Source organism: Marinobacter metalliresistant (assembly GCF_038098645.1).
Classification (GTDB): Bacteria; Pseudomonadota; Gammaproteobacteria; order Pseudomonadales; family Oleiphilaceae; genus Marinobacter; species Marinobacter metalliresistant.
In genome coordinates, this window is record NZ_CP101118.1 from 2,986,115 (window position 1) to 2,999,695 (window position 13,581).

Sequence of the window (13,581 nt, forward strand, 5' to 3'; positions counted from 1 at the left end):
ACGACAGGTCAGGTTGGGGAGGTGGCTTTCCGAAACTGTGCGGAGCCATGGATGGCGGAGCCCAAGCGTCACAGGGATGTGCCGCAAGGAGCGTGTTTCGGAAAGCCACCTCCCCAACCTGGCCGACCACCGAGTGTTGGCAGTCTAGGCGAGGGGCGACCAAAAGATAACGGCCTGCACGCTCATACAACCTATGAGTAAAAGTAATTGATTAACTCTTCAGGCTGTTGAGTGCGGCCGCAACGACGTTGATCTGATTGCGCAGCCACTTATGGGCAGGGTCGTTCTGGTTGCGGCGGTGCCAGAGCATCAGCAGGGTAAAGGGTTTGAAATCAAAGGGCAGGGGCACCCAGGCGAAGTCGCGGAGTAAGTGTTTGCTCATGCCTTGCGGGGCTGTGGCCAGCATGTCAGTACCACGGAGGAACTCGGGGAGGCCAGAGAAGTTGGAGACCGTCACCACGTTACGGCGGATCAGGCCCCGGGTGTCGAGCGATGTTTCCAGGCTCGGTTTCTCGCCGGTGGCGAACAGCAGGGCGATGTGGTCGGCCTTCAGGTAATCCGCCAGATCCGCCGGAGGCTCCCGGTGCGCCGGGTCGTAGAACACCACCATGCGGTCCGCCATCAGGCCCCGTTGCATAATGTCCGTGGCTTCCGGGGCGTGGGGCGAGAGGATCAGATCACAAACGTCCTTCCGGAGCATATCCGCCCTTGGAATACCCGACGGAATGACCTGCAGGCGGATACCGGGAGCCTCCCGGCGCAGGGTGCGCACGAGGCCCGGCAACAGCAGGTCGCGCTGGTAATCGTTGGCAGCGATCGTGAAGGTGAACTCCGCGGTGGCGGGGCTGAAGGGCGGGCCGGCGGACAGGGACTGGAGGTCGTCCAGAATCTGGCGCACGTGGGGGCCGGCCTGGAGTGCATACCGCGTCGGGGCGATGCCCCGCCCGGATTTGACGAACAGCGGATCGCCGAGGGCGTGGCGGAGGCGCTCAAGCGTGTGGCTCACCGCGGACTGGGTGACGCCCAGCCGCACTGCGGCACGGGAGACACTGCCCTCGTCCAGCACAGCCAGGAAAGTGCTCAGGGCACGGAAGTCCAGGTTCAATGTATCAATTGGATTCATGAATGGCAGTGTAACCCGATACCAGCAGGTGGTGCCACGGTGGGTCTGCGTTCCTGTCTGTTCGTGTTGAGTGATCGTTCAAATCCCGATACTGTGGTTTCAGTACACGATCCCAATACCCGTCCGGATGAGGAGTCCCACCGATGACCATGACTCTTGCTTTTGATGTCTACGGAACCCTGGTCGACCCCATGGGCATGTCCCGCCTGCTGGCGGAAGATGCCGGAGACAAAGCCGAAGCAGTCGCTGCGCTCTGGCGCGAGAAGCAACTGGAGTTCTCGTTCCGGAAGGGCCTGATGAAGGTGTATGAGGATTTTGGCGTGTGCACCCGCCAGGCCCTGCGCTATGCCATGGCGGCCCACAAATTGCCGTTAACCGAAGAACGTGAGAACGCCCTGATGGCGGCGTATCTCTCACTGCCCGCTTTTGACGATTCGTTGCCGGCACTGGAAAGCCTGAAGGGGCAGTATCCGTTGTTTGCGTTTTCCAATGGCAGCTACCCGGCCCTTGAGAAAGTGCTAGGGCACAATAACCTGCTTGATCAGTTTGAAGGCCTTGTCTCCGTCGACGACATCAAAAGCTTTAAACCCGACCCCGCTGTGTATACTTATGCGCGGCGTGTGACCGGAGCTTGGGAGAAACCTCTCTGTCTCGTTTCCAGTAACGCATGGGATGTCATTGGTGCGAGGGCGTCTGGTTTGTTGGCAATCTGGGTGAAAAGGGATCCTGATAAAGTATTCGAAGATTGGGGTATTGAACCTTCGGCGGTGATAAGCAGTCTTTTGGAACTACCATCAGCGCTACGAAACCTTAAAAGCTAGCGGAGGCGGGTGTTGGGTCAGGCTGTCCAAAACTGTGCGGAGCCATGGATGGCAGTGCCGAGCCCCCAGGGATGGGTTCACGGCGTGCCTGGCAAAGGCCTGCCCACTGACCGCCGGACTCCTGGCCTCGCAGGCTGATTATCCATGGTGATGAACAAAGCACCATGGCATTACGGTCACATCCGGTGGGCAAACCGGTCACTTCCGGCCACTGCCCAATCCTGCCTCTGGTTGATATGATTACACCCCACTGGAAACAACCACCAAAAACAGGACTGCCATGCTCAGCTTCCTCCCCGCCCCCGTTATCGGCGTACTTAACTCCATCCTGCTGGGACTCAACACCCTGTTCTGGTGCATCCTGCTTTACATCCCGGCCATCCTGAAACTGATCATCCCCACCAAGGGCTTCCGGATCCTGTGCACCAAAGCCATCATCTGGGTCGCCGAAGCCTGGGTCGCCTGTAACACGGGCTGGATGAAGCTGACCCACAAAACCAAATGGGAAGTGAAAGGCGCCGAAAACCTCAAACGGGAAAGCTGGTACCTGGTGCTGGCCAATCACCAGAGCTGGGTTGATATCTTCGCCATGCAGCGGGTCTTCAATCACCGGGCGCCATTCCTGAAATTTTTCCTCAAGCAGCAACTGATCTGGGTGCCGGTTATCGGCCTGGCCTGGTGGGGGCTGGACTTCCCGTTTATGAAGCGATACACCCGCGAGTATCTGATCAAACACCCTGAAAAACGGGGCGAAGATCTCAAGGCGACCCGCCGGGCCTGTGAGCAGTTCCGACATACCCCGGTCAGCGTCATGAACTTCGTGGAAGGCACCCGGTTTACCCAGGCCAAGCACGACAAGCAGAAGTCCCACTACACCCACCTGCTTACCCCCAAGGCCGGCGGTGCCGCCTTCGTGCTGGACGCCATGGGCGACTCGATCCAGACCCTGGTGGATGTCACCATCGCCTACCCGGGTGGCGCGCCGACCTTCTGGGAGTTTATCTGCGGCCGGGTGAGCGAAGTCAAAATGGAAATCCACACCGTCGACATCCCGGAACACCTGAAAGGCCGGGACTATTCAACGGATGCCGAGCACCGCCGGAATGTGAAAAACTGGCTGCGGGATCAGTGGCGGGCGAAAGATGAGCGGCTGGAGCGAATGCTGGCCCAATAATAACACCGGCGGAGGGTGTCAGCTCTTGCTTTCGTCCTCCTCAATCTCATCCGGATGCGCCTGCCACTGCGGTTTTTCAACCGTTGGCGGAGCCGTTCCCGGTTGGGATTTCTTCGGCTGCGACCAGCTTGAAATTGATCTGTCTGCGCTCCTCATCCACGCCGGAAAAACTCACGGTTACGGGCTGCTCCAGCTGGAAGATGCGACCGTTCTTGTTGTGGATCAGGCGGAGGGTGACCGGATCAAAGCCGTATTTACCCTCCAGATCCTTGCAGCTGACAAAGCCTTCCAGTCCGTTTGCGTCCAGGCGCACAAAGAATCCGGCTGGCACGGTGCGGCTGATGACACCGGCCATGGGCTCGTCGCCCAGGGTTTTGGCAAAGTCGCTCTTGAGCCAGGCTTCCAGGCTGTTTGCGGCCTGGCGGGCGCGGATCTGGGCAGCCTGCAGGGCCTCCAGCTGATCCACGGTCAGAGCCTTCATGGGTATATCCCAGAGAGCGGCCTTGATCAGCCGGTGCACATAGAAATCGGAGAACTTGCGCAGCGGTGACGTGAAGGTGGTGTAGGCCTCCAGTCCCATGCCGTGGTGGGGCTCGGGCCTGAAGCCCAGCTCGGCCCTCGCCAGCTGCCTTGAAAGGATGGCCTTGACCGGCACCTCCGCTTCCAGTGCGTCGGTTTCCTTCATCAGGGTCCTGAAGCCGTCAGCCTGATGGGCGTCCACTCCGGAAAGGTGCGGTGCATGGCTGTCGATCAGCGCCCGGATGTTGTCGGCGCGATCATCCCGCAGGCCGGGATGCCGGATGAACAGGCCGTCAGTCTGGCGAGTGAGGAAATCGGCGGCGCAGCGGTTGGCGGCGACCATGCATTCCTCTACCAGACGATGGGCCTCGTTCTGCACGGACGGCTCAATCAGGCGGATGCGTTTGTTCTCATCCAGCCGTAACCGGAATTCCGGCCGGTCACCGCTGAGCAGTGCATGCTCGCTGCGCCATTTTCTGAGGGCGGTAGCCGCCTGATGCAGCTGGTCCAGGCTGTTGCCTACGGCATCCGGCAGGGCCTTGATGTCATCGTCTATCCGGCCTTCGATCAGGTTGGAGACCAGCTCGTAACTGAGCTTGCCTTTGGACTGAATCACCGCCTGGTGAAAGCTGTAGTCGCCCAGGCTGCCATCATTATTCACCTGCAGGTCGCAGACCAGCGCCAGACGTCTCGCCTCCGGCATCAGGGAACACAGGCGGGTACTGATACTGTCCGGCAGCATCGGCAATGGCTCGCCGGGGAAGTAGATGGCGGTGGCCCGGTTGAACGCCTCCTGCTCGGCCGGGCTGTCCGGTTCAATCACCGCGGTCGGGTCGGCAATGGCGATGGACAGAGCCCAGCCGGTGGCATTGGGCTCGGCCAGCAGGGCGTCGTCCATGTCCTGGGTGCCCGGGCTGTCGATGGTGACATAGGCGCGGTCTGTGCGGTCTTCCCGCCCGGCTTTCCGGGATTCGATATCGCGGTCACTCAGGCTGTCGGCCTGCTTCTGTACGGCGTCCGGCCAGGTGTCCGCCAGGTCAAATGTAGCCAGGGTGAAGGCGCGTTCAATGCCAGGTTCCCCGGCCTTGCCGATGACCCGCAGCACCTTGGCCTGGCCCTTGCCATCCTTGATCGGATGCTTGTGAATCTGGCAATAGATGTAGTCATCCGGCTGGGCATTCATCCGTTCTTTGGGCGGAATGAAGATCCAGCGATTGATACCCGGGGTCTCGGGCACTACGAAATGGCCTTTGCCTTTGACCAGGTAACGGCCAACAAAGGTGTTCAGGCGGGTTTCCAGCAGTTCGTCCACCACACCCTGGGTTTTGCCTTTCTCCACTTCCTGTTCGGTGACATTCACCCGGTCTCCCGGCAGGACTTTCTGCATTTCTTCCGGAGGCAGAAAAACATCGCGGCCCTCGTCAAGCGCAACGAACCCGAAGCGGCCATTGGTGGCTTTGACGGTACCGGGGAAGACCACCTTGTTTTCCTCAATATCGGATTTCAGCTGGCGCAACTGGCTGAGAGCGTCGGCATTAAGCATGAAGTAACCTGGCTGGTAAATAATGAATGATGGGGCGGAGTATAACGGTTATGGCCTCATGCGTCAGATAGCAGAATACCCGAATCAGATCTCGGCCCAGAATCGCTGGAGATTGGCCAGGGACTTGGTGAGCAGATCGAACTCGGCGGTCTTGCCCTCGCGTTCGAAAAGCTGCCGCCGGGCGGTGTCGAGATCGAACAGCACCTCTCTGTGAGCCGGATCCCGGATGGTACTCTGAATCCAGCCAATGGCGACACGGCGCTGGCCAAAGGTCACCGGCTCAACCCGGTGCAGGGTCGAGGAGGGATAGATCACGGCGGCGCCAGCGGGCAGTTTGTAGGACTGTTCACCGGCCGTGGTATCGGTCACCAGCTCACCGCCCTCGTAGCTGTCGGGATCATCCAGGAACAGGGTAAAGGAAATGTCGGTCCGCAACCGGCCGGGCCCGCGGCCCATCACCGGATCGTCCACATGGTTACCGTAGGTCATGCCATCCCGGTAGCGACTGAACAGGATGGGCGTCATTTTCGCGGGCCTTACCGCCATCTGGAAGAGCGGGTGTTCGGTCAGTGCCTTCTCCACCTCGGAGCGAAGCTCGTTTGCGGTTTTGTCGGCCATCTGCATCTGTTCATTGTTCTTGACCAGTCTGGCGTGCCAGCCGGCGGTGTTGCGGCCATCTTCAAAGCGGCCGCTGTCCAGCGCAGCGCGTATACGGTCCAGTTGCCCGGTGGTCAGGATCTCGCTGATGCACAGAATCATGGTTCCTCCAATCCGTAATACGAATAATTTGCAATCAGGTGTGGCATTAAAGCATCATGCACCACCATGGTACAGCCATTAATCTTCCCGCCGTTGAGGGCCCTCCGCCTGCGGCCTGTTTGAGGAGAACACGATGACAAATCAGAAACTGAAACTGTGGACCGGCATTGGTGTGGCGACCTTGCTGGCAAGCTCCGGTGCCATGGCCGATGAACACAAGGATCGGCAACACGACGATGGGATGACCTCTGGCTCCCACGGTGGAGAGGGCGGTGAAGGTGGTGAAAACCATGGCGAAGCCGGTGCCGCGTTCAGCTATTTTGCTGCCGGTGGTGAAGGTGGCGAAGGTGGTGAGGCCGGAGGCGCTGTGTCTGCCGCTGACTCCGACGGAGCCTATGTTGCCATGCTCCAGATGATGCAGGGGCACCTGATGGCCGCCCGGGAACTGATCAAATCGGGGAAAGCCGCCGACGGCCGGCCCCATCTGACCCATCCCTGGGTTGAGATATATCCGATGGCCGAGGCAGGCCTTGAGAGCCGGGGTCAGAAAGAGCTGGGCAACCATCTGAAGGCACTGGCTGAAAATGCCGGACAGGTAGAAAACTGGGGGGATGTCAGCCAGGAGTTTCAGGCGGCCTGGATGGCCATCCAGAAGGCGGAGAAATCCGTTGAGGGCCGCAGTGCCGCCAGCGTGTCCAAAGTTGTACTGTCGCTGACCAAGCAAGCGGTACTGGAGTATGATGGGGCGTTGGAAAACGGGCGTTTCGTGGCCGAGCATGAATACCAGGACGGCCGTGGTTTTGTCCGCTCTGCCCGGGAATATCTGAATAATCACCAAGTGGTTCTCAAGAAGCGGAATAAAGAAGCCTGGCGGGATGCCGGCAAGGCTCTGGATGAGATGCTGAAGGCCTGGCCAACAGCAGTGCCGCCGGAACAGCCTGTCATTCCTGTCGCCAATCTGTATGCCGCCCAGGCACGCCTGGAGCTGGCACTGGCACCTTACCTGTATTGAGCCCGCCACCAAAACCGGGGCCGCAGTGGCCCCGGTTTTGGCGTAATGTCTGGGTTAATTGTACTGTGCAAATACCCGGGTCTGGCCGGTCTCGTTAAACAGGATGACCTTATAATGGTCTTTCCGGTCGCCCATTTCCATACCCGGTGAGCCGATCGGCATGCCCGGAGCGCTCAGCCCGGTGGCTTTCGGCGCTTCCGCTATCAGCCGCTGGATGTCGCTGGCCGGCACATGGCCTTCGATTACATAGTCACCGATAAATGCGGTGTGGCAGCTGGCCAGGGCCGGAGTGAGACCGGCATCGGCCTTGATCGGATTGAGGTTGCTGGTTTCGGTGACGTCTACCTCAAAACCGTTTTCCTCCAGGTGTTTGACCCAGGCGGTGCAGCAGCCGCAGGTCGGTGATTTGTAAACATGGATATTCTGGGCGGCACCCGCCGCCAGCGTGGTGGTGCTGAAGCCCAGGGCGGCCATCAGGCCGAGAGCCAGGGTGTGTTTTTTCATGGCGTTTTCCTCAGTGGTGACTGTTGGTGTTCGTTTGAGCCCTTTTCGCCGGCTCCGGAAAGCCAGAACCACCAGACAATGGCAGCCATCAGGGCAAGTCCTCCGGCATTGACCAGAAGTGTTTCCATCAGTTCCGCTCCTTTTGCTGTTTCGGACCACTGTTCGCGTCGTCCCGTGCCGGTCTGTAGCCGGTTCTGAACAGCCGCAGGCGGTTGGCGTTGGAGACCACGGTCACGGACGACAGGGACATGGCGGCGCCGGCCAGGATGGGGCTCATCAGGATTCCCCAGACAGGATAGAGCAGGCCGGCGGCCACCGGAATACCCAGTGTGTTGTATACGAAAGCGCCAAACAGGTTCTGGTGAATGTTTTTCACCGTGGCCCGGGAAATTTCAATGGCATCGGGCACGCCGTGGAGGGAACCGCGCATCAGCGTGATACCGGCACTTTCGATGGCAACATCGGTGCCGGTGCCGATGGCAAAGCCAACATCGGCCGCTGCCAGGGCCGGGGCGTCATTGATGCCGTCGCCGACCATGGCGACGGTATGGCCCTTGCCGCGCATCTCACTGACCACTTTGGCCTTGTCTTCCGGCAGCACTTCCGCCCGGTAGTCGTCAATCCCCGCTTTGTTCGCAATGGCTTTGGCGGTGGCGTCGACATCGCCGGTGACCATCATTACCCGAATTCCGGCGTCGTGCAGGCGCCGTATCGCCGCCCGGGAGTCGGCCTTGATGGCGTCGGCAACACCGATGACACCGAGGGCTTTGTTGCCCAGTGCCAGGAACAGCGGCGTGCCGGCCTCTTCAGCAATCGTGCTGGCGGCATCGGTCAGGTCGCCCAGGGCAATACCTTCGCCTTCCAGCCAGCGCCGGTTGCCCAGGCGCAAGGGCTCGCCGTCGAACTCGCCTCTAACGCCCTTGCCGTTCAGGGCTTCAAACCCGCTGACCTTTGCGGCCTCGGCACCTTCCTCTTTCGCCTTTGCCAGAATGGCTTCGGCGAGAGGGTGTTCCGAGTGCTGTTCGAGCCCAGCCGCCAGAGTCAGCAGGCGCTGCTTGTCGCCATTGCTGGCATGCACGCGGGTTACCGCCGGATGCCCTTCGGTGATGGTGCCGGTCTTGTCCAGAATCACCAGATCCAGCTTTCCGGCCGTCTGCAGGGCATCGCCCTGGCGAATCAGCGCGCCGTATTCCGCCGCCTTGCCAACGCCGACCATCACCGACATGGGTGTGGCCAGCCCCAGGGCACAGGGGCAGGCAATGATCAGCACCGTGGTGGCGGCTACCATCATGTGGACCACTGCCGGCTCCGGCCCGACGTTGTACCAGACCAATGCCGCCGTTACCGCAATCAGCATGACCGTGGGTACGAACACCGAGGAAATCCTGTCGGCCAGCCGGCCAATGGCGGGCTTGGAGCCCTGGGCCTTTTTCACCAGCCTGATGATTTGCGCCAGTGCGGTTTCGCTGCCCACTCTTGTGGCTTCGTAGACAATGGAGCCATGGGTGTTCAGGGTGCCGGCAGACACCTCATCGCCCTGAGACTTGCTCACCGGCATGGGCTCGCCGGTCAGCATGCTTTCATCAATACGGGTGGAGCCTTCGGCGATAATACCGTCCACCGGCAGTTTCTCCCCGGGCCGGACCCGGATGTGGTCGCCCTTCCGGACCTCTTCCACCGGGATATCCTGCTCTTCACCGTCACGGATCACCCGGGCAGTTTTCGCTCTCAGGTCCAGCAACCGGCGCACTGCTTCGGAAGTCTTGCCCTTGGCCCGCAGCTCCAGAGCCTGACCCAGGTTGATCAGGCCAATAATCATGGCCGAGGCCTCAAAATACACATGCCGCGCCATCTCCGGCAGCGCGCCGGGTACACTGGCTACCACGATGGAGTAGAGCCAGGCGGTGCCGGTACCGAGGGCGATCAGGGTATCCATGTTGGCGTTATGATGCCGGAGGGCCTTCCAGGCCCCGGTGTAGAAATGCCCGCCGGTGGCGGCCATCACAATCAGGGTCAGCACCCCCAGCCCGAGCCAGGTGCCCTGGTTGGCCTCGGTCACCACCATGGTGCCAAAGCCCATCCCCCAGACCATCAGACCGAGCCCCAGCACGAGGCTCACTGCCATCTTCACCAGCAAGGACTTGTACTGCCTGGTGTCCTGTTCCTGCCTGCGGTCGTCCGCTTCGTCCTCATCCTCAATCACGCTGGCGCCATAACCGGCGCTTTCCACTGCCCTTACCAGAGTCCCGGGATCTGCGTCACCCGTGGCCGTTGCGGTGTTGTCCGCCAGATTCATGTGCGCATGGCGGATACCGGGCACCGACATCAGGGCTTTCTCGATGGTATTGACACAGGATGCGCAGGTGGCGCCTGTCACCGACAGATGAACCTGACCGTCCCCGGCGGCAGAAGATCCGGACCGGGTATCGTCAGAGACCGCCTCAGGAGTAACGTCAGCCAGATCATCCTGACGATCACCGATGTCTTTGCTGTCCTCGTGTTTGGATGCGCAGCAACTGGCAGGCTCCGGGGCGTCTTCGAAGGGTCCGGCCGGGTAACCCGTTTCAGTCACAATCCGCGCCGCCTCGGCCGCATTCACTCCTTCAGGCAGTGCGACTGTCTGTTTGTCGAGATCCACTTCTACCAGCTCCGTATCGCCAGTCAGCGGCTCCAGGGCCGTGCGGATCTTTCTGGCACAACCCTGGCACGAGGCCCCGGAAATACTGAGTGTGGTGTGTAACACGACTGCCTCATTCATTCGTTACTGCTCCTCAACCGGGTCGCTTTTCCCACGAATGGGCGAAGGGTCTTCCCAGTGTTCGATCAACCGACAGATGGTATGGCCATCCGGCGTGCCATCCGGCATCTCCTGCCACGCGGACAAGGCCGCGGTCATCCGCTGGCGAAGCTGCTGCAACTCACGAATTTCCCGCTCAACCTCCGCAAGCCGCTGCTGAAACACATCCCGCACCATCGGACACGGAGAATGGTGATCGTCCGCCTGATCCAGAATCTGCCGGATCTCCGGCAATGAAAACCCCAACTGCCGCGCCTTCCGGGCAAACCGGAGGCGTCGTAGATCGTCGGCATCAAACTGCTGGTAGTTGTTGTCCGGATTGCGAGCCGGCTTCAGCAGATTTTCCCGGGTGTAAAAGCGCACGGTATCCGGGTTCACTCCAGCGGCTTCTGCAATGTCTTTGACTTTCATGGCGGATCTTCCGATACAGTTCTGATCATTTACCCGGACGGGAAGCATACAACTTGCGGAGCGCCGGCGTGGGAGATTCTTCCGAAAACCGCTGTGAATACGTCTCTGTACGCTTGCTCTCCGCCATCCTTGGCTCCGAGCATTTTCGGAAGAATCTCCCACGCCGACGCGGCAATCACCGAAACCGAAAACTTACAACAGTTTAAAACCTGTGAGCAACTCATAGGTCAAAGGTTTTTTTGGGAAGGAAAGCTACTGGCCCCTGGAGCGAAGAAACGTACCGCAGGCCTTGCACTGGTCCGGTGCCATCAGTTTCGCCTGCCAGCCAATCCTGTGGCCACAGGCCGGGCATGCCAGCCGCAACTGAAGCACAATGATCGGCGTAATCAGAGCAGCGATCAGAACCCCAAGAGGCCCCCAGCTCTCACCACTGGACAACCCAAGCTGACTGCTGAACACCAGGATGATGGTCAGCGCCACAAAGGCAAAAATAAAATAGTTCCGGTTCCAGCGCTCCCACTGGCGGATTTTTTCGTCCTGTTCCGGAGTCAGGTATTTTTCGGCCATAAAGTCTCACCTGAAGTATCTGACGGGTATCATGGCGATGGCCGGCGGCAATTACAAACCGGAATCGGCGGTAATGCCCGCCACCAGAATGCCGGAAGCCAGCGCCTGCTCAAGATCGGACACTGGAATCGGCCGGCTGATCAGATACCCCTGGGCAAAGTTGCACCGGTGATTCTTCAGGAAACTCAGTTGGTCCTCGGTTTCGACACCTTCCGCGACCACCTGAATGCCGAGATTGTGGGCCAGATTGATCACTGCCCGCGTGATCACCGCATCATCATGGCGCTCGGTGACATCCGTGATAAAGGAACGGTCAATTTTCAGCAGGTCCACCGGGAAGTCGCGCAGATAGCCCAGAGAAGAATAGCCAACCCCGAAATCATCAATCGCCAGACGCACCCCGAGTTGATGCAGGCGGGAGAGCTGGTTCAGGTTGTGCTCAATGTTCTGGATGAAGATCTCCTCGGTGAGTTCCACCTCCAGGCGATCAGCGGGCACATTTTCCGCGGCCAGAGCTTCCCGGATGTGATCCACCAGGCCTTCGTCATCCAGCTCCCGGCCGGAGAGATTCACTGCAATGCAAAGCCCTTCTTGCGGGGTCCCCTGCCATTTTGCCAACTGGCGACACGCCGCCATCACCACCCAGCGACCGATATCGGTAATCCGGCCGCTTTCCTCGGCCAGAGGAATGAACTCCACCGGCGGCAATAGCCCCCGCCGTGGGTGCTGCCAGCGAATCAGCGCTTCAACACTCTGGATTTCACCGTTGTCCAGGTTCAGCTGGGGCTGGTAATAGAGCACGAACTCATTGTTGGCCAGGGCCTGGCTCAGGTCCTTGTCCAGCTCAAGGCGCATGACCTCCCGGTCCTGCATGCCTTCGGTGTAGAACTGATAAGTGTTCCGACCCTGCTCTTTGGCCCGGTAGAGGGCGACGTCGGCATTGCGCAGCAGGGTGTCCGCATCCAGACCGCTCTGGGGATACACCGCCACGCCCACGGTGGCGGTAATGCTGTGGGATTGTCCCTGCACATCAAAAGGCAGGTCGAAACACTGTTTGATCTGGCCCAGCAGGTGGATGATATCGTCAATATCATCCACCTGCTGCTGGCAGAGCATAAACTCATCGCCACCGGAGTAGGCCACCAGAATCCGCTCATTACTGAGTCGGTTCAGCCGCTCGGAAACCTTGATCAGCAGCTCATCGCCAAACTGGTGGCCAAGGGAGTCGTTGAGGGTCTGGAAGCGGTCCAGATCGAGCATGATCAGGGCGACCTGGCGCATCTGGCGATCGGCAATATTCAGGGTATGGGACAGGTCTTCCATGAAGAAACGACGGTTCGCGAGGCCGGTCAGGGTATCCGTGGATTCCAGCCGGGCCAGGTCTTTCTGGATGGCGGCTCGTTGCGCGATTTCCCGGTCCAGCTCCCTGCGGGTCTTCAGCAGGGTCCGGTTCCGTTTCAGGATCAGTTGCACCAGCAATGCGGTCAGGCTGGTGAGCAGCCCCATCAGCAGGAGGGTTGTGAAGGTCATTCCCGGCCAGTCGCTGTACCGGTTCTCCACCCACTCTTCGGAAGGGTAGAGGGTCAGTGTCCAGTCCAGTGTTGGCAGATCAACCGGGTGGGTATGCGCGAAGTCAGGATTAACGGATTGCGAGTCGTTCAGCACATAGCGCACTGCGCCGGCCTGGCGGATCTCGATCCGGACAAACTCCAGCACCCGGCTGGTCAGGAGCTGGCGGGCCAGTACGTCCATCCGGAACACGCCGGCAATGAAGCCGTTGTTGTCGGCGCCGGCGCCCACCGGCGCATAGATCACCATGCCCTTGCCGCCCTGGCGCAGATCAACGATGCCGGACAGGTCCCAGTTGTCGGTTTGCCTTGCCAGCTCAAGGGCCTGTCGGCGTTCATCGTTAAACGCCACGTTGTAGCCGATAACCTCTTCGTTGTCGGTTACCGGCTCCAGCCAGCGGATAACAAAGTTCCGGTCGATCCACTCGATAGCCTGGTAAACACCGAAGTCGTCCAGGTAATTGCGGGCGTCTTGCCGCCACTCACGTTCGGTCGTGGAGGGATTTGCCTGCAGGCGTTTCGCCATGCGCCGGATGGCCTCGGAATGGACCCGAAACTCCCGTTCCAGATGGTTGGCCAGGGCCCGGGCTTCATTGGCCAGACTGGTATCGATCTGGTTCCTGTCCTGTTGTGCCAGTCCGTAACGCAGGCCCGTGGCCAGGCCCAGGAAAACCAGAAAGATCACCACCGGAAACACCGGGCTTAAAAGACCCGATATAACGGCTCCAGGGGGCGATGCAGGTTTTTCCACAGGTTACTCCGTGACTTTGAACGGGTTGGCAG

The 13,581-nt window shown here is 60.0% G+C and carries 12 protein-coding genes; 3 read left to right on the forward strand and 9 right to left on the reverse strand.

What is annotated here, in order from left to right; translation table 11 throughout:
• Positions 1-211: 211 nt before the first annotated feature.
• On the reverse strand, positions 212-1,123 hold the full coding sequence (locus tag NLK58_RS13955) for a LysR family transcriptional regulator (RefSeq protein WP_117619033.1): 912 nt from the start codon (positions 1,121-1,123) through the stop codon (positions 212-214).
• Between the two features lie 143 nt (positions 1,124-1,266).
• Between NLK58_RS13955 and NLK58_RS13960 the strand changes: the two genes are divergently transcribed.
• Together NLK58_RS13960 and NLK58_RS13965 are read left to right on the forward strand one after the other, a co-directional pair.
• The gene (locus NLK58_RS13960; RefSeq protein WP_341581032.1) at positions 1,267-1,944 is read left to right on the forward strand and encodes a haloacid dehalogenase type II; all 678 of its coding nucleotides are present in this window, start codon (positions 1,267-1,269) and stop codon (positions 1,942-1,944) included.
• A gap of 280 nt (positions 1,945-2,224) precedes the next feature.
• Complete coding sequence (locus tag NLK58_RS13965) at positions 2,225-3,118, forward strand: acyltransferase (RefSeq protein WP_341581033.1); 894 nt, start codon at positions 2,225-2,227, stop codon at positions 3,116-3,118.
• Positions 3,119-3,194: 76 nt separating this feature from the next.
• Here the strand turns inward: NLK58_RS13965 and NLK58_RS13970 are convergent, their stop codons facing one another.
• Positions 3,195-5,180 (reverse strand): VacB/RNase II family 3'-5' exoribonuclease, encoded by a 1,986-nt coding sequence (locus NLK58_RS13970; protein ID WP_341581034.1) that lies wholly within the window; start codon positions 5,178-5,180, stop codon positions 3,195-3,197.
• An 84-nt stretch (positions 5,181-5,264) separates the two neighbouring features.
• The gene (locus NLK58_RS13975) at positions 5,265-5,939 is read right to left on the reverse strand and encodes a Fe2+-dependent dioxygenase (RefSeq protein WP_341581036.1); all 675 of its coding nucleotides are present in this window, start codon (positions 5,937-5,939) and stop codon (positions 5,265-5,267) included.
• A 133-nt stretch (positions 5,940-6,072) separates the two neighbouring features.
• Here NLK58_RS13975 and NLK58_RS13980 point away from each other — a divergent pair, with 133 nt between their 5' ends.
• On the forward strand, positions 6,073-6,951 hold the full coding sequence (locus NLK58_RS13980; RefSeq protein ID WP_341581038.1) for a hypothetical protein: 879 nt from the start codon (positions 6,073-6,075) through the stop codon (positions 6,949-6,951).
• Positions 6,952-7,005: 54 nt separating this feature from the next.
• Here the strand turns inward: NLK58_RS13980 and NLK58_RS13985 are convergent, their stop codons facing one another.
• The 6 genes from NLK58_RS13985 to NLK58_RS14010 all read right to left on the reverse strand — a co-directional run bounded on the left by NLK58_RS13985 (position 7,006) and on the right by NLK58_RS14010 (position 13,549).
• Entirely contained in the window at positions 7,006-7,455 is a 450-nt protein-coding gene (locus tag NLK58_RS13985) for a DUF411 domain-containing protein (RefSeq protein WP_341581040.1), read from the reverse strand.
• Complete coding sequence (locus NLK58_RS13990) at positions 7,452-7,583, reverse strand: hypothetical protein (protein ID WP_341581041.1); 132 nt, start codon at positions 7,581-7,583, stop codon at positions 7,452-7,454. Before NLK58_RS13990 ends, NLK58_RS13985 begins: the two co-directional genes overlap by 4 nt.
• On the reverse strand, positions 7,583-10,213 hold the full coding sequence (locus NLK58_RS13995; RefSeq protein WP_341581042.1) for a heavy metal translocating P-type ATPase: 2,631 nt from the start codon (positions 10,211-10,213) through the stop codon (positions 7,583-7,585). Before NLK58_RS13995 ends, NLK58_RS13990 begins: the two co-directional genes overlap by 1 nt.
• Before the next feature lie 3 nt (positions 10,214-10,216).
• Positions 10,217-10,663 carry a MerR family DNA-binding protein gene (locus tag NLK58_RS14000; RefSeq protein ID WP_117620407.1) on the reverse strand — a complete coding sequence of 149 codons (447 nt, stop codon included), beginning with the start codon at positions 10,661-10,663 and terminating at the stop codon, positions 10,217-10,219.
• Between the two features lie 252 nt (positions 10,664-10,915).
• The gene (locus tag NLK58_RS14005) at positions 10,916-11,230 is read right to left on the reverse strand and encodes a hypothetical protein (RefSeq protein WP_117619041.1); all 315 of its coding nucleotides are present in this window, start codon (positions 11,228-11,230) and stop codon (positions 10,916-10,918) included.
• A 51-nt stretch (positions 11,231-11,281) separates the two neighbouring features.
• Positions 11,282-13,549, reverse strand: coding sequence for an EAL domain-containing protein (locus tag NLK58_RS14010; protein ID WP_341581044.1), 2,268 nt, complete (start codon positions 13,547-13,549; stop codon positions 11,282-11,284).
• Between the last annotated feature and the right edge of the window lie 32 nt (positions 13,550-13,581).

What these genes read in the sequence shown, in the direction of transcription:
- NLK58_RS13995 (WP_341581042.1), bottom strand. Translation starts at nt 10,213, where the DNA reads ATGAATGAGGCAGTCGTGTTACACACCACACTCAGTATTTCCGGGGCC.
- NLK58_RS13955 (WP_117619033.1), bottom strand. Translation starts at nt 1,123, where the DNA reads ATGAATCCAATTGATACATTGAACCTGGACTTCCGTGCCCTGAGCACT.
- NLK58_RS13965 (WP_341581033.1), top strand. Translation starts at nt 2,225, where the DNA reads ATGCTCAGCTTCCTCCCCGCCCCCGTTATCGGCGTACTTAACTCCATC.
- NLK58_RS14000 (WP_117620407.1), bottom strand. Translation starts at nt 10,663, where the DNA reads ATGAAAGTCAAAGACATTGCAGAAGCCGCTGGAGTGAACCCGGATACC.
- NLK58_RS13980 (WP_341581038.1), top strand. Translation starts at nt 6,073, where the DNA reads ATGACAAATCAGAAACTGAAACTGTGGACCGGCATTGGTGTGGCGACC.
- NLK58_RS13975 (WP_341581036.1), bottom strand. Translation starts at nt 5,939, where the DNA reads ATGATTCTGTGCATCAGCGAGATCCTGACCACCGGGCAACTGGACCGT.
- NLK58_RS13970 (WP_341581034.1), bottom strand. Translation starts at nt 5,180, where the DNA reads ATGCTTAATGCCGACGCTCTCAGCCAGTTGCGCCAGCTGAAATCCGAT.
- NLK58_RS13990 (WP_341581041.1), bottom strand. Translation starts at nt 7,583, where the DNA reads ATGGAAACACTTCTGGTCAATGCCGGAGGACTTGCCCTGATGGCTGCC.
- NLK58_RS13985 (WP_341581040.1), bottom strand. Translation starts at nt 7,455, where the DNA reads ATGAAAAAACACACCCTGGCTCTCGGCCTGATGGCCGCCCTGGGCTTC.
- NLK58_RS13960 (WP_341581032.1), top strand. Translation starts at nt 1,267, where the DNA reads ATGACCATGACTCTTGCTTTTGATGTCTACGGAACCCTGGTCGACCCC.
- NLK58_RS14005 (WP_117619041.1), bottom strand. Translation starts at nt 11,230, where the DNA reads ATGGCCGAAAAATACCTGACTCCGGAACAGGACGAAAAAATCCGCCAG.